Here is a 22,012-nt window from a genome sequence, read left to right as displayed (position 1 = left end):
TTGCATCCAGGATATCTTCCGTTCATGCGCCTATGGGAACATCGGCACCAGTTCCAGTCCTTCGGATTCCTTCAGACCGAACATCAGATTCATATTCTGAACCGCCTGCCCTGCTGCGCCCTTCACGAGATTGTCTATAGCCCCCATCATAATGATGCGTCCTGTCCTGTCGTCAATCTTAAAGTTGATATCCACATAATTGCTTCCTTCCACCCACTTCGTTTCCGGATAGATCCCCTCGTCGAGTACCCGGACAAATTTCTCGTCCGCATAATATGTATCATAAACAGCTTTTATCTCCTGATATGTTACATTTTTTACAAGCTTTGCATACTCTGTAGCCAGAATCCCTCTGTTCATGGGTACAAGGTGAGGCGTAAAGTTCAGAACCACCTGTTCTCCCGCAGCATAACCCAGCTGCTCCTCAATCTCCGGCGTATGTCTGTGCGCAGCCACACCGTAAGCCTTGATGTTCTCATTCACTTCGCAGTATAGATTAGGAAGCTTTGCCCCCCTTCCGGCCCCGGAGGTTCCGGATTTAGCATCTATAATCAGAGTACTCATATCGATCAGCCCCTCTTTTGCCAGAGGATAGGCCGTCAGTATGGAACAAGTTGTATAACACCCCGGATTTGCCACCAGCCTGGCCTTTCTTACATCTTCCCTGTTAATCTCACAAAGCCCGTATACCGCTTCCTCAATAAAACGAGGGCTTTTATGCTGTATCCCATACCACTTCTCATATACGGATACATCTTTAATCCTAAAATCTGCGCTCAGATCAATGATCTTCACTTTAGACAGTACATCCTCACTGACCAGCGATGCACACAGCCCCTGGGGTGTGGCGGTAAAGATAACATCCACCTGCTCCGCAAGCTCATCCATATTATCATCCATGCAGACCGCATCCACAATCTGAAACATATTCTGATAAACATCTGCATATTTTTTGTCTATATAACTTCTGGACCCATACCAAACAATTTCTGCATCTTTATGTGCCGTTAAAATCCTGACAAGCTCACCGCCCGCATACCCGGTAGATCCAATAATTCCTACTTTAATCATATCTATCTCTTCCTTTCACGCTTCTAGTTCATAATCATATACCACTTTTTCAATGAAGTAAAGTGTTTGCCCGTTTTCTCATCAGAAATACGTAACGACTGCAAAATTGTATATATCTTATGCATAAACAAAAATAACACTTGCATAATTATACATCTATATTGTATATTATGCAACCCCCATCCAGAAATATTTTCAAATTGGGATATAGTCGGCAAGCTTTAGCCTTGTCGACGGACGGGGACGCTTCATGACAGGGAGGCCGGGGAGGTGCTGGGGCTGTATATGCCGCTGAGATATGCACCCATGCTGCAAAGTGCTTCTAGAACACCCGATGCCGGATAGGCGGGTACACTGAACACATCACGGGAAATCTGATGATTTCCCGCGCTGGGTTCAGTAAAAACTTGATTTGGAGATCAAGTTTTTCCCCGTCTATCCGGCATCGGCTGTTCAAGAAGCACTAAGCGCACTCCAGCATTTCTCAGCGGCATATACAGCCCCAGCACCTCCCCGGCCTCCCTGTCATAAAGCTGGCTCATCCAATCGGCAGGAAAGCTCGCCAACCGGTTGGGATCCCCGACCAGGACAGCGGATGTGGATGGGCTATGCATGTCTTTTCATCTTCAAGATGTGTATTGAATTATCTTGATACTGGAACCGTATCCCCTTGCTTATGTACACCTACTGGGGACATAAAAGTCCCGCCAATTCAATATCCATACGCTGCCCCCGTTTGAGGCCCTACCTTAGGTACGAGTCCTTTTCCTGCCGGTTGGATGCACCAGCTCCATGAAGGGATAGCTGAAAGCCTCCCGGAGAACATCCATGTCCTTTCAAAAACGCTCTAAGCGGGCCTTAGAAATTCTTGGTGGGAAACAGCCCTGAAAATGGAGAGATTTTTGGATTCCGAATCCAAAAATCAGCTGACCCAGCGCGAGAAATCATCGGATTTCTCGTGATGTGTCAGTGGTGCTCCATTTTCAGGGCTGTTTCCCGCCTAGAATTTCTTAGGTCCGCGGCCGCGTTTTTGAAAGGACATGGATGTTCTCCGGGAGGTTTTCGGCTATCCCTTTATGGAGCGTCCCCATCCGCGCCGAGGCTAAAGCTCGTCGCTAAATCCGATTCAGTTTCGAATCTGTCCGTTCCCAAATATGATATATTTTGTTGTTGTCAGCGCCTCAAGCCCCATCGGCCCTCTCGCATGCAGTTTCTGTGTACTGATTCCTATCTCCGCCCCAAAGCCAAATTCAAATCCATCGGTAAATCTGGTGGATGCATTTACATAGACAGCCGCTGCGTCGATTTCATCCTGGAATTTAAGTGCGTGGTCATAGCAATCGGTGATAATAGACTCGGAATGACCTGTGTTATAAGTATTGATATGCCGGATGGCAGCATCCAGTGAGTTTACCACTTTTATGGAAATCACTGCGTCCAGATATTCGGTTCCCCAATCTTCCTCATCTGCGGGGATAATATCCGCACTGTAACCGCATGCTTTCTCATCCCCTCTGATCTCCACGTTGTGCATTTTTAAGCGGCTTACGATCATGGGGATCACCTGGGCTGCCACATGGTCATGGACCACCAGCGATTCGCAGGCATTGCATACACCCATGCGCTGTGTCTTTGCATTTTCGATAATGTCTGTGGCCATGTTCAGATCTGCACACTCATCTACATAAATATGACAGTTCCCGGTGCCTGTCTCTATCACCGGCACGGTGCTGTTCTGCACAACGCTGGCAATCAGCCCGGCGCCGCCTCTCGGTATCAGCACGTCAATGTATCCGTGGAGCTTCATCATCTCATAGACGGTCTCCCGTCCTGTATCCTCCACCAACAGGATCAGGTCCTGGGGAAGCTTCTCTTTTCTGAGACCCTCTTTTACGGCATGCACGATTGCTTTATTCGAGTTAATCGCATCACTGCCGCCCCGTAGTATGACCGCATTCCCTGTTTTAAAACACAGGCCAAATGCGTCTGCTGTTACATTTGGACGGGATTCATATATAATCCCGATTACACCGAGCGGAACTCTCTTTTTCCCGATGCGCAGGCCGTTTGGCCTGTTTTTCATAGAAAGAACCTCACCAACCGGATCTTCCAGCGCCGCAATCTGTCTCAGCCCTTCTGCCATATCCATAATTCTCTGTTCTGTCAGACGCAGACGGTCAACCAGAGAACTTTTCATTCCGTTCTCTTCTGCCGCTTTGACATCTTTTTCATTTTCCTCTAAAAGCCGTTCTGTCTCCTGGCATAGTTCCTCGGCTACGGACAGAAGCCCGCGGGTTTTTTCCTCCGTTCCCAGCGCTGCTGCCTCCCGGGATGCTGCTTTTGCCCTGTTACCCAATGTTTCCATATAACTGCCCATAACTGCCTCCTATCAGATTCATTGATACTCCCATAGTCTCCTGTTCCATATGATACATGGATTTTGTTTCGTCTTCTTTCTGATTCTCTTTCTTTTGTTTTTTTGCCTGCCTGCGGTATTGTGCCCGTTCCGGGGCCAATTCATTCTTTAGTTCGATCCCGTGCTCTCTGGATAAAAATAAGGTGCCGATCTTCTTACCGGCCATAATGTCATTGATCGTATAAATATTCCTGCCGTTGGCGATCACCATGTCCGCACCGGATGCGGTAGCGATCTTTGCGGCTCCGATCTTCGTTGCCATTCCACCGGTACCCATATCATTGGAGGCGCCCTTTGCCATTTTCTCCAGTTCCTCATCAATGCCCACCACCGTATGGATAAATCTTGCATTCGGGTTCTTCTTGGGGTCATCGGTATAAAGTCCATCGATATCGGACATCAGAATGAGCAGATCTGCATCCACCAGCTTCGCCACATATGCCGCAAGTGTGTCATTGTCTCCAAAGTTACCATATGAAAGTTCATCCACAGATATGGCATCATTTTCATTTACAATAGGAACAACCTTCATGCGGAACAGTTCGTCAAATGTCTGGCGGGCGTTCTTGCGGCACTCCTCATTGGTAATGGATTCCTTTGTCAGAAGCACCTGTGCAGTCAGCTGGCTGTATTCATTAAACAGTTTTTCATAAATCATCATAAGTCTTCCCTGCCCGACCGCCGCGCATGCCTGCTTGGCAGCCTCGCTCTCCGGCTTCTGCTGCAGCCCCAGCACATTTCTTCCGATTCCAACCGCACCGGAAGATACCACGATAACCTCCCTTCCTTTGTTGCGCAGATTAATCAGTATCCTCACAAACTTCTCCAGTTTATCCAGATTAATATTACCAGTTTCATCATACGTAATCGTAGTCGTTCCTACTTTTATTACGATTCTTTTCTTATTTTGCAGAATTTCTTTTCTATCCATAGCGTTTAACCTTCCTCATTTTCCTTTTTGAGAGTGCTATTCATTTTCCTATATCAGAACAAAGTGGGCAAGCCCACAGGGGCTTCCCACCCCTCACTCATGAGGGGCTTGCACACTTTGGCGCCGCCGCGATGCCGCCTTGCGGCTATTTACCTTATCGCGGCGTGTGCATCCCCCTGAGGGTTTTCTGATATAGGAAATTCCAGAGGAATTTCCTATATCAGAACAAAGTGGGCAAGCCCACAGGGGCTCCCCAACCCCTCACTCATGAGGGGCTTGCACGCTTTGGCGCCGCCGCGATGCCGCCTTGCGGCTATTTACCTTATCGCGGCGTGTGCATCCCGCCCGGAGGGCTTTTTATATAATAGGAAAGTGCAGAGCATTTTCCTATTATATAAAAAAGGAGAGCCGGATATATCTTCCGTCTCTCCCGTTCAATGGCTTTTCTGTAAGGTTTTTCCGCACCTGAAACCTCATTCGGTTCTCCTAAGGCACTCTACAGAAAAAGGATGGAAGCATATTGCCATACTCCCATCCTTTGCATTCTATCCATATCAAACGATCAGCACAACGATATCCTCTTAACTGTCATTATTCATTTTTATACTATGCGCATACCCCAAGGGGACTTGGAACGCACGGCATAAAAACAACGCTGTCAGCAAGCGGCAGAGTCTGATTAAACTGATTCATGATGTCAAGACTGTTATGTTTTGCTTTCATCACTACAACTCCAATCATTCGTGTGTATGTTAGTTACTCCTGTTTTGTTTTATTTTACTCACATTTCCTGATTTGTCAAGGAATTTGGGGGATTTTCTCATGTCCCCAAAACTAGAAGGCAGTCTAAATGAACGCCAGTCTATCGCCGTCTCTATTCTGTTTTCAAGGTGAACACAAAAATTATTAACTGGTTATAAATTCCAAACATTTTTCCTAGTTTTTCCTCACCGGGTGACGGATTACTGTCTTTAAATTTTCCGGTTTTGTTTTTCTCGGGTCACCCAGATAGATTTCATGATGACGTCTCTGATCCGTAATGTCGGTAATATATCCGTTATCCCGGATATATTCTTCCATCTTTACGATCGTTGCAGGCTCATCATCATAGGGCCCAAGATGCATGACCTGACAGCACAGCCCTTCCCGGTACCGTTCCAGCCTGGTGTTGGAAAAGTCCAGTTCCGGCTTCTTTTTTTGAAGCTCTCCCCTGGCCCATTCAAAGACTTCTTCCGTCACAAATTCAGGCTGTCGTATCATGGAGGTCCAGCAGAACTTGTCTTTGTCCGTGATATTCAATCCGTCGAATTCTGCTCCTTCCACACTCCACAGGCCTTCCAGCGGCGGCACCACATATTCAAAATAACCTGCCGGCTGATTTCCCTTCATTTTGCTCATCTTGATCGTATAGGAAAGGCCGTACAGAATCTCCATTGCCTGCGCATAACTCTCCGATGTGTTCGGATTTCCTTTTCCATCCGTCATAATAAATACCATCTCAGGTATCTCTATAACAGAAGGGGTTTTCTTCGGATAATACAATTCTTTCTCGGATTTCTTATAATCTACTTTATCCATGATTCTTCGCCTTCTTTCCTGCCGTCTTTTTCCTTGGTTCGGGCAGCTCCTCACAGGTTCTACTGACCAGCTCTTTTAAAAACAGTGTATCCTCCAGATCTTCCACCAGGTACATCCCCGGAGTTCCGCCGTGCGGAGCAGCAGGCTCTGCGTCCGGCAGCATTTCGTGCCCCGCCTGCGTCATCTTGACATAAAACTGGTTGTCCTCCACTGTCCCGAAAAATTTGCCGTCGCACCAAAGCCCATACTCTCCAAATAGCTTTTTATAACTTATATTTCCTGCCTGGCCAATCTGTCCGGCCACATATTCTACGTATTCCAAACTGGATGCCATTTTATTTTACTCCTATATACATATGAATTTCAGCCTGCTCCATATCACTATTCTGGTATTCCTCATAATCACAGACATAGGTCCTGGGCAGATCTATTTCCCAGAGCTTCTGCCAGAACTTTGCCACTGCCTCGTGCATTTCTCCTTTTACAATGAATCTGGCGTACTTCCCGGCCGGAATCACAGTTACAGATGTCCCCTCCGGCAATTCCCCTGTCCCGTCGGTTTCACAGGCCACCGTAATCGTATAGTCCCCTTTTTCATCAGCCGCATATTCCGAATAAATCCCCAGTGCCTTACCATTCGTTTTTCCCGGAATCAGGTCATAAATCCCTTCCCCATAAAAACGCTGCCAGAGCCCGCCGATCACGGCTCCCATATCTGGAGACGCATTGTTCGTTCTGGCAGCCAGTCCTGCTGCTATCTTTTCTTTCATATCTAAGATTTCATATTCCATGTTAGTCTTCCTCTTTCCTTTTATTGATAATAAGAGTTTACCACAGGGAACATGACACCTATATGTCATATTTGATTTTCATTTAATCCCGATATTTTTCAGACATTCTCCCAAGCATTTCCTGCATTTTCCTGCGAAGTCCGGCCGGTTCCAGAAGCTGCGCCCTGTCTCCGAAGCTCAAAAGCCAGCCGAACACGCTTTCCTGATCCATAAAGCCAAACTGAAAAAGCAGCATTCCGTCGGGCTGCACCTGAAAGCTGTCGATCCCATATTCTTCAATCAGGCGCCACTTCATGGACGGGTCAAACAGTGCCTTTACCTTAAGCTGTGCCGGAAAAACCGCCTCATTCTCAATCCTGAACTCAGGCAGGGTGCGCCCTTCGAACCGCTCTCCTGTGGTTCTTAATTCCAGGATCCGATTCAACTTAAACATCCGGTAATCCTCCCTGTCGAGGCAGTATCCCCAGACATACCAGGAAGCCCACTGGAAGACGAGCAGATACGGTTCAATCTCTCTGGTGCTGTCGCCGCCCGGGCCATAATAATCAAATCGAATCTTCTCTTTTCTGTCAATCGCAGACTGGATCAGTTCGATCTTCGGAGCCAGAGACACCTTATACCAGGAGGACAGATCAATCACGATATGCTGATTTGACTTCAGCACGCTTGAATTGCCCACGGACAGTTTCTCCATCAGCTGCTGGTACCGGCTGCTTCCGGCCACACTGTCCAGGCTTCTCAGTCCGGCCAGGATGGCCTGCATATCCGAGGAAGTAAGCAGCGTCCTGTCAATCCGGTACCCATCCATAATGGAGATACCGCCCCCGCTTCCCTGTGTCGTCACAAGCGGAATGCCCGCCTGGCACAGCGCCTCAATATCCCGGTTGATCGTCCGCCTGGATACCTCAAACTTTTCCGCCAGATAAGGGGCCGTTACCTTCTCCTGCTGGAGCAGGATGGATAATATTCCAATTAGTCGGTCTATCTTCATCTCTCTTTGCTCCTCTGTTATATATTAATCTGCAGCTATTTCTTATTCATCAGTTATGCCGCAGGCGAATTTCTATGGGCTGGATGCGTAACAGTTCTGGCCTGCCTGAACTGTTACACGGAATGCCATTGTTTATACAATCTTTACGCCCAGTAGCTTTGCCATCTCCGCCGCCTGGAACATGTTGATCTTCATACCTGCCACTTCCCGGTAACTGTCCGATACCATGATGCCCTCAATCGTACTGTCGGAGAAGTCAATCCCCTTGAGCCCGGTTCTGAAAAAATCTACCTTTGTGAAATCACATTTGCAAAAACCGGTCTTCTTTAGTTTGACCTCCGAAAAAAACGCCTCCCGAAAACTGCACAACTGAGCACAGCAGTTCTCCCAAAGGCTCTGCCCGAAATTAACCATATTCAGCTGTGTATCCTGCAGGCCCGTTTTCTTAAAGACGGCGCGGTCAAACCTGCTGCCGTTTCCTTTGCACTCGATGATATTCGTATCTTTCCAATAACTCCCGGTGAATATACAGTTGGAAAAATCACATTTTTCCAGGCGGGCCTGGTAAAAGCCCGCCCCCGTAAAGTCGCATTCCACAAACCTGCACCTTTCAAATTTTACTGCCACGAATTCTACTTTGTGTATATCCGCTCCTGTCACTGTCTCATCTGTATAACTCCGGTTTTCAACCGGCATCTCATCCTGTCTCGCACAGGCTATCTCTTCTGATAAAATATGACTGGTTCCCATTTACTTCTGACGGCCCATTTCCTGACACAAATGGTATTTTGCCTCCTCCGCATTCTTTTTTTCTGTGTACACTGCATAAGTCGCGTTGCAGTTTTCATTTTCTCCGATTCTCCCCAGCATCTGATTATTCCTGGTGGTGTGGCGCACAATCTTTGACCGGTAGGGGATCTTATGACTGCTCAGAATCCTTTCTGCCTTTGCAAACTCCCCCATATCCATCGTAAAAAAGACTTCGGTTCTGTCCCATATGGGTATGAATTTTCTTGTTCTGCCCATCTCATTCCTCCTGCCTTCTTTATTGTATTATTTTCCTACCCGTGCCTCCTGATATATCTTATAAACATCTTCTGCTTGCAGCGCCTTTATGCATCCCACGGTCCGCCGCCCCCAAAAACAACACTTTTCCGCCATCTCCTTCATCTGTGCGTCGGTCGGGTCTATCCCCAGTTCCTTCAGAGAGGCAGGCATATTTATAGAACGGTAAAATGCTTCCATAGCCTCAATTCCCTTTAAAGCCGTCTGCATATCGTCTCCGCAGTCAGCCACTCCCATAACATTTACGGCGAGCTTCGCAAACCGCCCGGGCCTTTCCGATACAACGTACCTTGCCCAGCTGCCCCACACTGCTGCCAGTCCTGCGCCATGTGCAACGTCAAACATGCCGCCCAGTTCATGCTCGATCTGGTGGGAGGCCCAGTCACCGCCGTCCGTACCGCAGCCGGTCAGCCCATTGTGAGAAAGGCTTCCCGCCCACATGACTTCCGCCCTTGACTCATAATTCTCCGGATCCTTCAGAAGTATAGCTGCATGCTTCATAACCGTGCGCAGCAAATGTTCGCTGATGCCGTCCGTCAGATCCATATTCTCCGCACGGTTCAGATAGCGCTCCATCGTATGCATCATGATATCCACGCAGCCGCTCATGGTCTGGTATTCGGGCAGCGTCATTGTCAGTTCCGGGTTCATCACTGCAAAACGGGGCCTGCTGTACGGGCTGCTGTACCCTCGTTTTATCCAGCCTTCTTCATTTGTTATGACGGAAGAATCGCTCATCTCCGATCCGGCCGCTGCAATGGTGAGAACGGCTCCGATCGGCAGACACGCTGCCGCCTGTCTTTTCCTGTCATAAAAATCCCATACATCGCCCTCATTCGCTACTCCATATCCGATCGCCTTTGCCGAATCAATTGCGCTCCCGCCTCCTACGGCCAGGATAAAGTCAACCCCTTCCTTTTTACACAGTTCGATCCCCTCATATACAAGGGATAAGTGTGGATTGGGTACGACGCCTCCCAGCGTAGTATATGCGATCCCAGCCTCCTTAAGAGACCTGCAGATCCGTTCCAGCAGCCCTGTCCTTTTCACGCTCCCGCTGCCGTAATGCACCAGAACCTTTCTGCATCCATAGGCCTGGACCAGATTTCCCGTCTCTTCCTCCGTCCCCCGGCCAAACACAACCTTGGTTGGGGTATAATATTGAAAATTGTTCATATTCAGGTTCTCCTTCTCATTTCTTTTCATTTATCATCTATTCATTGACGATATCAATCTGGCACACTTTCATAGCCTCCAGCGCCTGCCTGTGCGTATCCGGCGTCACCCCGGCACAACACGATGCGTCCACGATCACCGGAACCTCGGGCATATATGCCTTTAAGAGGAGTGCATTGGATATCACGCAGATGTCTGTGCAGACACCGATCAGTGTAATGTTCTCTATGGGTTCCTGGTATTTATGATAAGCTGACAGCAGCTGGCCCAGCCCTATGCTGCCGAATGTCGGCTTATCAACCGGCTGTTCCTTGAGCAGTGCGGCGATCTCCGGATGGATCTGCCAGCCTGGTGTATTCCGGACACAATGTGTCACCGGAAGCTTTTCCCCTTCCTGCGTGTTCAGATATCCCTCCCCGTGGGTGTCCCTGGTTGCCAGAACCCTGCCTTCAAATCCCCTGATCTTCTCTGCCGCTTTGGGCACGATGGCCTGCGCCTCCGCCGTTCCCAGTGCGCCGTCTATAAAATCATTCTGCATGTCGATAACCACTAATACTTTCATACTCTTCCTCCTCTTCTCTCCTGCCCGCCTGGCTGCTCGTCCGGAAACAGATCTATAATCTGTTCTTCTTCCACAAGGCATTCCAGCCCTGTTAAGCAGAACTTCCCAGACATGGAATCCCGTTCGTCTTTCCAGTAAGGCTTGGAAAAGCAAGGCTGCATATCTCCACCGTACCGGCTCTTCTGTTCCGACTTCCTGCCGGCAAAAAATACGGATACCGGCCCGGACGACTGGCCGCCGACAATGGACACCGCCCCTTTCTTCTTATCAGAAGCCGTACAGGACATTGATGATCCAAACTTCAGCTGCTCGTCTTTTCCCAATCCGGGCACGATCTCCGCCGTCGCAAGGGAATATTCCAGCCTGCCGTCGAATACTCCCGGAGCATCCAGTTTCTTCGCATCATAAATATAGACCCTGTGTCTGATATGGGTAAGAGGGTGGATGAACTGCATACATCCCTCCTCTCCCGGAGCCGCCGAGGTCTCCTCGTCCAGAACATAGATCTTATGCTTCCTGTCCACTTCCAGCCTGATACTGTTTAGCGTACAGACAGTAAAATCCTGCTTTGTCTTTACACAAACACGCTGACAGAAAAAACATGCCGCCTCCCCCAGATAATCGGAATAAGCCTCTATGATTTCCCGGATCATGCTGCGGGACTCTTCCTCCCGGACCAAAGGCAGATATCCCGTACTGCTGAAGGATATATCCTGTTCCTTTTCTCCATTCAGCCAGATTCCCTTTAAGGCCACGTTCTGATACGGATTTTCCTGCATGATCTGCTGTACCTGCGTATCGGAGAGCGAATCAGCTTTTTTCTCCCAGCCTTTATATTTTTCAAAATATTCAGCGATTTCCTTCTCTTCTACCACAGTGAGAATGTCAAAGACAATTCCCTGTTTAAAGCAGTATACTGTAGGGACACAGCGCGTCAGTCCCCCCTCTGTAAATACAGCATCCGTATCCTGCCGGACCTTACATGGTCTTCCCTTCTTTGACAGCCAAAGAGATGTATCAAAGTATACTTGCATACCATTTCCTTTCCGATTCAAACATCGTTAACTCCTCCTTTGTAGTCGTAATCAGTGAAAAGATTTTATCTCAGGGTAGTATTCAAATTCCGCCTTTCCAATAATTGCCTCTCTGTGAAGGAACTTGTTCAGCCAGTATCTGGAATCCCAGGAATTGGTGCGGTTATCCCCCATCATAAAATAAGCGTCCTCCGGGATCTCATAGGGGCCAAAATCCTCATAAGATACTTCCCGTATATAGGGTTCTTCCAGCATAACTCCATCGATATAAACGGCGCCGTCTCTGCCCTCGATCGTTTCTCCCGGCAAACCGACAATCCGCTTCATATACTCCGTTTCCCCATCATCCGGATAATAAAAAGAAATGATGTCACCTCTCTGCGGATCCTGGAACAGATAGGCCTGACGGTTGACTAACACACGGCTTCCTGTCATCACCGTATTCTCCATAGATCCAGATGTAACCTGCGCGTTGGTAATCAGTGTCTTATTCAGCAGAAAAGAAAAAGCGACGGCAAAAATAATCACCTTCGAGTATTCCAGCACCTCATGAATAATCTCCTTCCGGGTCCATACTTTTTTGTTATCTGTCTCTTTCATCCTAATTCTCCTTTTCCTGAAATGTCATCCGCAAGCGCTCTCACGTTTTCCGGTATTGTCGCCCAGCTGGTGCAGAACCGGACGGCACTGTGCGTATCGTCTATTCTCTGCTGATAACAAAAGACATACTTCTCTTTCAATTGTTCCAGCTTCTCATCCGGCATAACCGCAAACACCTGATTGGTTGTATTTTCAACCAGAAACGGATACCCTGCCCTCCTGCAGGCATTGCGAATCTCGTCCGCCAGTTCATTGGCCCGCTTTCCGATTGCAAAATAAAGCCCGTCTTCCAGGAGCGCCTGGAACTGCAGCCCCAAAAGCCTGCCCTTTGCCAGCATCGCCCCCTTCTGTTTCATAATATAGCGGAAATCCTCCTTCAGGCCCGGATTTGCAATCACCACGGCTTCCCCGAACAGAGCGCCCACTTTTGTTCCTCCAATGTAAAATACATCGCACAGTCCGGCAATCGTTTTCAGATCCAAGTCATTGCCTGCTGCAGAAAGCCCGTATCCCAATCTTGCCCCATCCATAAACAAATACAGTCCATTCTCCCTGCATACACCGGCCAGGCTTTCCAGCTCTGCTCTTGTATACAACGTACCCATTTCCGTTGGATTAGAGATATATACCAACTTCGGCTGGACACAATGTTCGAAACTTTCATCCTCCATATGCCCTTTATAGGACTTCTCCACCTGCTGTGCCGTAATCTTCCCGTCCGCTGAGGGAAGCGTCAGCACCTTATGCCCGCAGGATTCAATTGCCCCCGTCTCATGCACATTAACGTGCCCGGATTCCGCTGCCAGAACCCCCTGATGCGGCCGCAGTGCAGCCGATATAACGGTAAGATTCGTCTGTGTCCCTCCAACCAGAAAATGTACATCCAGTGAATGATTCCCACAAAGTCCCCGTATTATCTCCCTTGCCCGCATGCAGTACGGATCTTCCCCATACCCATCCGTCTGTACCAAATTTGTCTCTAAAAGCCTGTCCATCACCTTTGGATGAGCACCTTCCGTGTAGTCACAATTAAAAAAAATCATCTTCCAGTCTCCTTGTTTCAATCTACGCTCGGTTATTTCACAGAGTACGGAGGCATCTTATACAGATGTGTAAATTGGCCCCATGTCAATGTGGGATACCGATTTTTTCCCGCCCGACGCTGCCTCTAATTTTGATTTATTCATGAAAAAAATTAGATAAATAGATTATACTACGCCTCATTCCCTTTTTCCATCCTTTAAAATAGAAAAGGAGGATGAAAATGGCTGGAAAGCCTGTTCGGCCCCGCTGTTACCGGCCTGTATTCCAGCCGGTAAGGAACGTTATTTTTCCCGATTGGATGAGGGCGCTGTCCGGAATCGTAATAGGGCTCTTCTGGATGCGTCTTTCGCAGTGCTGTTACACCACAATTCCGCATCCAGAAGAGCCCTATTACGATTCCGGACAGCGCCCCCATCCATTCAAATGCAATTCCGCCTAAAGCTTCTTCTTATTAAATATGATACAGGACAGTATGACACAGATGAGGATTCCTATACATCCCACGATCGTGGGTTTCAGAAAGAAGGTGGACTCGACCTGGCCCTGCAGCAGCGGAGTCCCTTCTGTGATGAGTTCCATAGGGTTGAATTCTTTTATCTTTGGGATCATGTTCAGCAGGATCTGGAGAACAACTGCTATTCCGGTGAACAAAAGGCATCCGTAGGAATTTCTGAACAGGACACTGCCCAGGATTGTTATGGACAGCAGGAAGATTCCGTACAGCCATGTCGCTGCAATAGCCACATAAAGGCCTTCCATGCCGGCATCAGCCCTCCAGAAATACCATGTGTACCCATAAGCTGTTCCAAAACACAGCAGATAGGCTGCGGTCCAGAGCAGGGACGCGGCCGTGAACTTTGCCAGGACTACAGTCCTTCTGGGCAGTCCTTTTGTCAGCATGTGGACCAGTGTGCCCCTGGAATACTCTGAGGACATGATGCCGCCAAAGAGAATGACTGCCACAAACAGACCCATCTGTGATACGTTTTTGAAGAACTGCATCCAGGCATCCAGCGCCGTTGGGGTGGTAAGTGCAATCTCCATCCCGGCAGGCATGAACTCGCTAATGATTTCGGGCATGTACTTTGCTGCCAAAGGGCTCATGACTCCAAAAAATAAAAATACCAGGCCCAGAATCATCAGTTTATATGTTCTTGTAAACTCTGTAAATTCTTTTTTTGTAAATGCCGTATATGCTCTCATTGTATTGCCTCCATAAACAGTCCTTCCAGTGACGGCTCCAATATTTCCAGTCTGGAGGGCATGATCTGGGTCTCATTCAGTCCCCGGATGAGTTCGGACTCGGCCTGCTCAATGTCCGCCGCCTCTATGATAATCTGGCTGCCCTCCTGCCTTGACGATGCCAGCAGTTTGTTGAAGGCCGGCTCATGTGTAAACCTCTGCAGACTCTCTTTTCTCTCAAATTCGATCAGCAGCGCATTTTTACGGTGCATTTCCCGTATTTCATCCAGTCTGCCTTCCATGACTGTCTTTCCGTTGTTCAATACCGCTACCCTGTCACAGATTCTTTCGACATCCGTCAGTACATGGGTAGAAAAGATCACGGTCGTCTTGTCTTTGACCTGCTCCATTATATCCAGCACTTCCCGCCGTCCAACCGGATCCAGTGCGGAGGTCGGTTCATCACAGATCAGCAGCTTCGGCTCGTTGAACAACGCCTGGGCGATTCCAAGACGCTGCTTCATGCCCCTGGAAAATCCGCCGATTCTTTTTTTGACGCCCTTCAGACCTACAAGCTCCAGTAGTTCTTCTGTCTTGAGCCGGATCTGTTTTTCTTTCATCCCGGTAATTTGTCCACACAGTCTTAGGTATTCCACCGGCGTCATGTAGCTGTAGAATTCCGGAACATCCGGCAGATACCCGATAAAACGGTTTGCCGCGTTTTCCCCGTATTCAGACTTTTCTCCAAGCACACGGACCTCTCCGCCATCGGATTGCAGCAGGCCAAGCACGATCTTCATCGTAGTCGTTTTTCCCGCTCCGTTTTTGCCCAGAAATCCAAAAACCGAGTGTTCCGGCACTGCTATTGATAATCCATCCAAAACCTGATGGGAACCAAATTTTTTCTTCAAGCCGGTAATTTCCAGTACATTCATTCGTCTTCCCCTCTTCCAAATAAGAAATAAACAATAGGACCTGCAATCTGAATAAACACCACGATCACGATCCAGACCACCCGGTTGCCAAACCGGTAATTAGGATGGCGCAGCACATGAATCAGAGCCGTCACCATTAATATCAGTTCTATAATAATCACCGGAAGCAAAATCGGAAAATATTCATATAAAGTATTCATCTTCTTACTCCTTTTTGTTGTTATTCTTCGTTTTTCCAATTCATGCCGCCACGGAACCAAAACACCGTGGTACTCATGAACCGTCTTAATCTCCCCTGCTGTACTCCTCCAGCCTTTTCATAATCCGTTTATAAAGTGGGTTATCCCTAAGGCATGCAAACAATGGGTTTGCCTCTACCGCCTGATAAATGCTCTGCCGAATGGCCGCATCACCGCGGGGAGCATCTTTTCCAAGCGCAAGTTCCGACAGCCAGCCGTCCACTTTATCAAAATAGTCATCTCCGTGTAATTTGATCGGTGTTTCCTGCATATACACACAGTCGGTGTAGCGTTCCAGCATTTTTATGGCTTCTTCCGAGTTTGCTGTAATACAGTAATACTGGGCGGATGCAAGGTATACCTGGACAATGGTGTTAAAATGCAGATGATCCATATGAAATATGTCTGCTACTGCCAGTGTCCGCCTTATGATCTCTTCCGTCTTCGCAGATTCTTCCTGCTGCCATGCGATATGCATAGATGCATCGCCGATCAGATAGAGCAAATGCTGGTACATCGAGATCTGTACTGCCTGTAAAGCTTTATCCCGGTTTCCCCTCAGCTGATATGCCTGGGCCTGCATTTCCGCTTCCTGTGAGACCGGCAGAATCTCTTCCCCCAGTATATCCAGAATCTCCTCGGGCTGTCTCTCCATAAGATGGCAGCCACATTTTAGCATTGCCGCATTCTTGGCGAGATGTATATCTTTACTCTCCTCAGTGATACGGTCCAGCAGTTCTGTGATCTCATCCATAACTTCCTGTGGTTTTTCCGCCAGATGATAATGATTCATTAAAAGAAGCGCCATCTGCAAAAGCAATGGAAAACAGGAGTAATACTTTTTAATATATCCATCGCACTCTGCCTTAACCTCCTCAAATGGATCTTTCACAAATCTGTCCGCAAGCCTGCGGTACAGCTTCTTGATGTCTTCCTTCACCATTTGCGGCTCATACCCAATCAGATCGTCAATACTAAGATTAAAGTATGCCGCCAGAACAGGAAGCAGCGTAATATCCGGATAGCTCAGCCCCTTTTCCCATTTATTCACCGCCGGAGCCGATACCCCAATATACCTGGCCAGTTCCTCCTGGGTCAGCCCCATTTCCTTTCTCTTACTCCGGATCACATCGTGTATTTTCATATCCGCCTCCTACAAATAAATTTTAAATAATATAGTATTTCCTATTTCTCCTATAGCATAGCAGAACAACCAAACTCCCACAACAGACCGCTCGTTAAATTCTATGAACAAAATTAACCAACAGTTAATTTTGTTAAGAAGATTCCCCCCTGCCTAAATGGAGTACGGTAAATAAGAAGGAAAACAGGGACAGCCCCGGACTCAGCACCTCAAACCATCAAAGCTTCAGGTGATGTGTCCAGGGCTACCCCTGTTCTCTTTCTTTTTTGCCATACTCCAGCTTACAGCCATCCGCCGCCTCCAGTCACCCCTGTGTCCGGAGACGGCGGCGCCCTTCCAATTACATACACTCACTCCTGAAAATCAACTTGAATTTGGAAGGTTGCTTTGCTTTTTATAAATTGTTCGAAGTCATCATCGCGGTACCGCTCCTGGATTGCTATAAACTCTTCTTCTGATGCCACTGGATAGTAATATAATGTTATTTTTGATACGTTATGATCCTTAATCGGCAGCATAATTCCGCCTTTGTCCGGCATATATTTTCCATCCGCGTCCAAAATGACCATCTGTAACGGTTCGTCAGTTACTTTATGTTCTTCACTAAAGGTGCCATTGAGAATGATTTCGTATGGTGTTTTGGAAACCGTTCCGACACCCGAACCATTCGGTGCGTATTGATTGATTTCTTTTGTGACGGTCTGTTCACTGTCCTTAGATACGTCTACGGAGAATTCCCAAGGTGTGTCCCCGGACAGTTGGCTGGCCTCTTTTTCGAGAGAATTGCTCAGTATATGAATCGCGTTTACTGATAGATCCAGATGAAAGTTATCGGGGATTTCCACCTGGCTCAGTTCACCCAGATTAAATTCAATCCTGAAACCGCCGGCAAAAGTATGGTCGTCCAGATACTCCCCGTTCACTTGTACGGATTCCTGCAGGCTCTCAGGCATGAAGTCAAAATGCTCTTCCAGATCCAGATACTGATAACTGATTGTCTTGTCCCCGGCGGTCTGGTCTGCATCATGCTTGATCTCCGGAAACGGCTCTTTTGATTCGACCAGCACCGATATGTTGATTGCTTCTGTATTGCAGTATATTTCCGACAGAGTCATCTTGATCCCGCCGGACTCACTGACATTACCCTCATGGACCGGCTCCGCATCCTTGCTGAGTTCTCCGGGGTATCTCTGCTTATCTTCCACTCTTTCAAATAAATGTCCAATCAATGGAATCTGTTCCGCCAGGACCGGATTCATTGCACAAAAGCCTATGCCGGCCGCGGCCAGAATCACTGCTGCACTGCATCCTGCCAGGATTGTTCGTACTTTTTTTCTGTGGCACTGTCTCTGAATCTGCTCCATATTTTTCTCTACTACAGCGTTTAGTTCTTCTTTTGGAACTTTTATGTTGTTAAATATGATCTGCATGCAAATAATCCTCCTTTAAATATTTTTTCAGTTCATCACGGCCTCTGCTCAGATATGCCTTAACTGTTCCAACCGGCGCCTCTATGGCGTATGCGATTTCATTTACAGACAATCCGCTAAAATATTTCAGGATTATAACTACCCTGTATTTTTCTGGCAGACGGTTCACGGCATTTTCCAAGTCGCACTTTTCTTCCAGTGATACACCTTTATTCTGCTTTAATATCCTGACGTCCTCTATATCGGTGAAATATACAATCTTTTTCAATTCATCGTTTGCTGTATTAATTAAAATTCTGGTTATCCATGTTTTGAACCATTCCGGGTTCTTCAGAGTTTTAATATTCTGAAACCCCTTTAATATAGTAGTTCCCACCACATCAAGCGCATCCTGCTGATTTTTCATGTAGAGAAACGCCATTTTATACAGATATTCCTGATATTTCGTTATCAGCTGCCCATAGGCATCGGCATTTCCCCGCACTGCCTTTTTCGCAAGCTTTGTGTTCCTCATCTCTTCATCCATCTGTTCACCTTTTCCTTTCCGGCAAAGAAGAAGCTTCCCGCATTCTTTTTTATTTTACATTAGTTAGACCTTTAGGTGCTGAAAAAGGTTACAAATAAATATATTCATTTTCATGCTCCAGAAGGGCCTGTTATGCATAAAACATGCATATTCACAGCAATTTTATGCATATTTATTTGTATTTAATGTATATATTTAATTTTTTTACGTTTTCTATTGCATAATTATAAAATATGGTGTATAGTATGTTTTAGCTTAAACAAGGGCATCACAAAAATTAAGTGAACAATAATATAACAAGATACATTAGGAGGCAAATGAAATGAGTAAAGAAAAAGTTGTATTAGCGTATTCAGGCGGGCTCGACACTACCGCGATCATACCTTGGTTAAAAGAGAATTTTGATTATGAGGTTATCTGCTGCTGTATCGACTGCGGGCAGGGAGAAGAACTGGACGGACTGGAAGAAAGATCTAAGTTATCAGGCGCTTCTAAATTATACATAGAGAACATTATTGATGAATTCTGTGACGAATATATTATGCCGTGCGTTAAGGCGGGCGCCGTATACGAGAATAAGTATTTGCTTGGTACTTCCATGGCACGTCCTGTTATCGCAAAAAGACTTGTCGAAATCGCGCGTAAGGAAGGAGCTACTGCTATCTGCCACGGCGCAACCGGAAAAGGCAACGACCAGATTCGTTTTGAACTTGGCATCAAGGCACTTGCACCGGATCTTAAGATCATCGCACCATGGCGTATGACAGACGTCTGGACCATGCAGTCCCGTGAAGATGAGATCGAATACTGCCATCAGCATGGAATTGATCTTCCGTTCGATGCAAAGCACAGCTACAGCCGTGACAGGAACTTATGGCACATCAGCCATGAAGGACTGGAACTGGAGGACCCGGCCAACGAGCCAAATTATGACGATCTTTTAGTATTGGGAGTTTCCCCGGAAAAAGCTCCGGATGAAGGGGAATATGTGACAATGACATTTGAGGCAGGCGTACCGAAGAGCCTGAATGGAAAAGACATGAAGGTGTCCGACATTATTACAGAGCTTAACGTTCTCGGCGGAAAGCATGGTATCGGCATTGTAGATATCGTAGAGAACCGTGTAGTCGGCATGAAGTCCCGCGGTGTTTATGAGACTCCCGGCGGAACGATCCTGATGGAGGCTCATGACCAGCTGGAAGAACTTGTACTGGATCGCGCCACCTATGAGGTTAAGAAAGACATGGGCAACAAATTTGCCCAGATCGTATATGAAGGAAAATGGTTTACTCCTCTGCGCGAAGCAATCCAGGCTTTTGTGGATGTGACACAGCAGTATGTAACCGGCGAAGTGAAGTTTAAACTGTATAAAGGAAATATCATCAAAGCAGGCACGACTTCTCCATATTCACTGTACAGCGAATCACTGGCAAGCTTTACAACCGGAGAATTATATGACCATCACGATGCAGAAGGATTCATTAACCTGTTTGGACTACCGCTTAAAGTACGCGCTATGAAGATGCAGGAGCAAAAACTGTAGAGAATGGCATCCTACGGGAGCTTATGGTACATAAAAAGAAAAGAAGTTCTGATACGGCGGCATGCCCGCATATCAGAACTTCTTTTTCTCTATAGATCATTTTTATTATTAACTTACTGCTAAGATGTCAGGCATATTGGGCAAAGACCTTTCAGACACGCCAGAGTGAGTCCATATCATGACAATGACTTTTCAGACACGCTCTATGCTTCCTCTCTGTCGTTTGTCAGTTTCAGCTTGTCCAGGATAAAGAACATCAGCCCCATCAGCATCCCCACGACGCAGGCAAGAACCATTCCGGACAGCTGGATGCTTCCAAACTGAACGGATATACCGGAAAGTCCTGTTACGAAAATTACGGATGTCATTGCCATGTTTCTGGATTTGCCGTAATCCACCTGTGCCTCTACCAGAATACGGATACCGGATGCGCCGATCATTCCATACAGCAGGAAGGAAATCCCTCCGATTACCGGACCCGGGATGGTACTGATGAGTGTGGTCATTTTCCCAATGAAGGAACACACGATGGAGAGCACTGCCGCTCCTCCTATGACATAAACACTGTATACTTTGGTGATTGCCATAACGCCGATATTTTCCCCGTATGTTGTGGTAGGCACGGAACCGATAAATCCGGAAATCATAGTTGAAAAGTTATCCGCAAAAAGAGAGCGGTGAAGTCCGGGATCCTTTAAGAGATCTCTGCCCACAACCTTACTCGTTACAATCTGATGCCCGATATGCTCCGATGCAATGACCAGAAGCACGGGCAGAATAATCACAATTGCCTCCCATTTGAATTTTGGAGCCGCAAAATTAGGGATGGCCAGCCAAGTCGCGGCGCCCACCTCGGTAAAGTCCACGATGCCGCAGAGCAGGGCGGCCACATAGCCCACAATGATTGCAACCAGAATCGGTATAACGGACAGGAATTTTCTAAATACCACAGATCCGATCACTGCCGTCAGCAGCGTTGCCAGGAATACGATTACATTTTTCGGATTAATGACCTCATCCTGCAGTCCCGCGTTTGAGGCCGCCGTTCCTGCCAGTTCCAGTCCGATCAGGGCCACAACAGGGCCCATAGCAGCCGGGGGCAGCACAACGTCGATCCAGTCCGAACCGAATTTATAAATAATCAAAGCCAGGATACAGCCAAAGAAGCCCACGACTACAAAGCCGCCCAGCGCATAATTATAGCCCCATTTGCTGATAACAATTCCCGCCGGTGCCAGGAATGCAAAGCTGGAGCCAAGATAAGCCGGTGCTTTCCCCTTTGTAATTAAGATAAATAACAGTGTTCCGATACCGTTCATAAATAGTACAATTGCCGGATTGATTCCAAATATAAATGGAACCAGAACTGATGCCCCGAACATCGCAAACATATGCTGAATGCTCAGGGGCACCAGCATCTTAATCGGTACTTTTTCTTCTACCTGAATAATTTTCTTACTTTCCATATAGCCCTCCATTTCTCTCTTGTTCCTTTTAAAATTTTTTATCTTTACTATTGTACCACAAAATTCTGTATACAAAAACAACAAATTGGGATTTAGTCGGCTAGCTTTAGCCTAGTCGACGGATGGGGACGCTTTATGACAGGGAGGCCGGGGAGGTGCTGGGGCTGTATATGCCGTTGCGATATGCACCCATGCTGCTAAGTGATTCTAGAACACCCGATGCCGGATAGGCGGGTACGCTGAACACATCACGGGAAATCTGATGATTTCCCGCGCTGGGTTCAGCAA

At 47.3% G+C, this 22,012-nt stretch carries 22 protein-coding genes; 1 reads left to right on the top strand and 21 read right to left on the bottom strand.

Annotated features, from left to right (window positions below; all coding sequences use genetic code 11):
* Positions 1 to 30: 30 nt before the first annotated feature.
* From argC to BN1938_RS07020, 20 genes are all read right to left on the bottom strand, one after another.
* The gene (gene argC, locus BN1938_RS07125; protein ID WP_050639931.1) at positions 31 to 1,071 is read right to left on the bottom strand and encodes an N-acetyl-gamma-glutamyl-phosphate reductase; all 1,041 of its coding nucleotides are present in this window, start codon (positions 1,069 to 1,071) and stop codon (positions 31 to 33) included.
* Between the two features lie 1,126 nt (positions 1,072 to 2,197).
* On the bottom strand, positions 2,198 to 3,448 hold the full coding sequence (locus BN1938_RS07115) for a glutamate-5-semialdehyde dehydrogenase (protein WP_050639929.1): 1,251 nt from the start codon (positions 3,446 to 3,448) through the stop codon (positions 2,198 to 2,200).
* Positions 3,420 to 4,418 carry a glutamate 5-kinase gene (gene proB / locus BN1938_RS07110; RefSeq protein WP_025657214.1) on the bottom strand — a complete coding sequence of 333 codons (999 nt, stop codon included), beginning with the start codon at positions 4,416 to 4,418 and terminating at the stop codon, positions 3,420 to 3,422. The genes BN1938_RS07115 and proB overlap by 29 nt, the downstream gene beginning before the upstream one ends.
* 936 nt (positions 4,419 to 5,354) lie before the next feature.
* Positions 5,355 to 5,996, bottom strand: a complete 642-nt coding sequence (locus BN1938_RS07105; protein WP_050639928.1) for a GyrI-like domain-containing protein — start codon at positions 5,994 to 5,996, stop codon at positions 5,355 to 5,357.
* Entirely contained in the window at positions 5,989 to 6,330 is a 342-nt protein-coding gene (locus tag BN1938_RS07100) for a TfoX/Sxy family protein (RefSeq protein WP_050639927.1), read from the bottom strand. Before BN1938_RS07100 ends, BN1938_RS07105 begins: the two co-directional genes overlap by 8 nt.
* Before the next feature lies 1 nt (position 6,331).
* On the bottom strand, positions 6,332 to 6,787 hold the full coding sequence (locus tag BN1938_RS07095) for a GyrI-like domain-containing protein (RefSeq protein ID WP_050639926.1): 456 nt from the start codon (positions 6,785 to 6,787) through the stop codon (positions 6,332 to 6,334).
* Between the two features lie 82 nt (positions 6,788 to 6,869).
* Positions 6,870 to 7,778 carry a helix-turn-helix transcriptional regulator gene (locus BN1938_RS07090; protein WP_050639925.1) on the bottom strand — a complete coding sequence of 303 codons (909 nt, stop codon included), beginning with the start codon at positions 7,776 to 7,778 and terminating at the stop codon, positions 6,870 to 6,872.
* 132 nt (positions 7,779 to 7,910) lie between these two features.
* Positions 7,911 to 8,528: a pentapeptide repeat-containing protein gene (locus BN1938_RS07085; protein WP_082202864.1), complete on the bottom strand. Its 618-nt coding sequence runs from the start codon at positions 8,526 to 8,528 to the stop codon at positions 7,911 to 7,913.
* Positions 8,529 to 8,804, bottom strand: coding sequence for a hypothetical protein (locus tag BN1938_RS07080; protein ID WP_050639924.1), 276 nt, complete (start codon positions 8,802 to 8,804; stop codon positions 8,529 to 8,531).
* Between the two features lie 27 nt (positions 8,805 to 8,831).
* Entirely contained in the window at positions 8,832 to 10,019 is a 1,188-nt protein-coding gene (locus BN1938_RS07075) for an iron-containing alcohol dehydrogenase (RefSeq protein WP_050639923.1), read from the bottom strand.
* A gap of 37 nt (positions 10,020 to 10,056) precedes the next feature.
* A complete protein-coding gene (locus BN1938_RS07070; RefSeq protein ID WP_050639922.1) occupies positions 10,057 to 10,581 on the bottom strand; it encodes a cysteine hydrolase family protein in 525 nt (174 codons plus the stop codon).
* Entirely contained in the window at positions 10,578 to 11,636 is a 1,059-nt protein-coding gene (locus BN1938_RS07065; RefSeq protein ID WP_148487141.1) for a hypothetical protein, read from the bottom strand. The genes BN1938_RS07070 and BN1938_RS07065 overlap by 4 nt, the downstream gene beginning before the upstream one ends.
* 30 nt (positions 11,637 to 11,666) lie before the next feature.
* Entirely contained in the window at positions 11,667 to 12,215 is a 549-nt protein-coding gene (lepB, locus tag BN1938_RS07060; protein ID WP_050639920.1) for a signal peptidase I, read from the bottom strand.
* Positions 12,212 to 13,258, bottom strand: a complete 1,047-nt coding sequence (locus BN1938_RS07055) for a threonine aldolase family protein (protein ID WP_050639919.1) — start codon at positions 13,256 to 13,258, stop codon at positions 12,212 to 12,214. The genes lepB and BN1938_RS07055 overlap by 4 nt, the downstream gene beginning before the upstream one ends.
* A gap of 436 nt (positions 13,259 to 13,694) precedes the next feature.
* Entirely contained in the window at positions 13,695 to 14,462 is a 768-nt protein-coding gene (locus BN1938_RS07045) for an ABC transporter permease (RefSeq protein ID WP_050639917.1), read from the bottom strand.
* Positions 14,459 to 15,376, bottom strand: a complete 918-nt coding sequence (locus BN1938_RS07040; protein WP_050639916.1) for an ABC transporter ATP-binding protein — start codon at positions 15,374 to 15,376, stop codon at positions 14,459 to 14,461. Before BN1938_RS07040 ends, BN1938_RS07045 begins: the two co-directional genes overlap by 4 nt.
* Complete coding sequence (locus tag BN1938_RS07035; RefSeq protein ID WP_050639915.1) at positions 15,373 to 15,576, bottom strand: PLDc N-terminal domain-containing protein; 204 nt, start codon at positions 15,574 to 15,576, stop codon at positions 15,373 to 15,375. Before BN1938_RS07035 ends, BN1938_RS07040 begins: the two co-directional genes overlap by 4 nt.
* Before the next feature lie 85 nt (positions 15,577 to 15,661).
* The gene (locus BN1938_RS07030; protein WP_050639914.1) at positions 15,662 to 16,759 is read right to left on the bottom strand and encodes a helix-turn-helix domain-containing protein; all 1,098 of its coding nucleotides are present in this window, start codon (positions 16,757 to 16,759) and stop codon (positions 15,662 to 15,664) included.
* A gap of 350 nt (positions 16,760 to 17,109) precedes the next feature.
* Positions 17,110 to 18,189, bottom strand: a complete 1,080-nt coding sequence (locus BN1938_RS07025; protein WP_050639913.1) for a DUF4179 domain-containing protein — start codon at positions 18,187 to 18,189, stop codon at positions 17,110 to 17,112.
* Positions 18,173 to 18,715, bottom strand: coding sequence for a sigma-70 family RNA polymerase sigma factor (locus BN1938_RS07020; RefSeq protein WP_050639912.1), 543 nt, complete (start codon positions 18,713 to 18,715; stop codon positions 18,173 to 18,175). The genes BN1938_RS07025 and BN1938_RS07020 overlap by 17 nt, the downstream gene beginning before the upstream one ends.
* Before the next feature lie 322 nt (positions 18,716 to 19,037).
* On the opposite strand from BN1938_RS07020, the gene BN1938_RS07015 reads away from it, so the two are divergent.
* Entirely contained in the window at positions 19,038 to 20,258 is a 1,221-nt protein-coding gene (locus BN1938_RS07015) for an argininosuccinate synthase (protein ID WP_050639911.1), read from the top strand.
* A 203-nt stretch (positions 20,259 to 20,461) separates the two neighbouring features.
* Here BN1938_RS07015 and uraA read toward each other — a convergent pair whose 3' ends face one another.
* Positions 20,462 to 21,724 carry a uracil permease gene (uraA, locus tag BN1938_RS07010; protein WP_050639910.1) on the bottom strand — a complete coding sequence of 421 codons (1,263 nt, stop codon included), beginning with the start codon at positions 21,722 to 21,724 and terminating at the stop codon, positions 20,462 to 20,464.
* Between the last annotated feature and the right edge of the window lie 288 nt (positions 21,725 to 22,012).

It is taken from the genome of Eubacterium sp. SB2 (assembly GCF_001244405.1).
Classification (GTDB): Bacteria; Bacillota; Clostridia; order Lachnospirales; family Lachnospiraceae; genus Faecalicatena; species Faecalicatena contortus_B.
The sequence above is the reverse complement of the archived record's forward strand: the minus strand, read 5'-3'. Positions and strand labels throughout refer to the sequence as shown.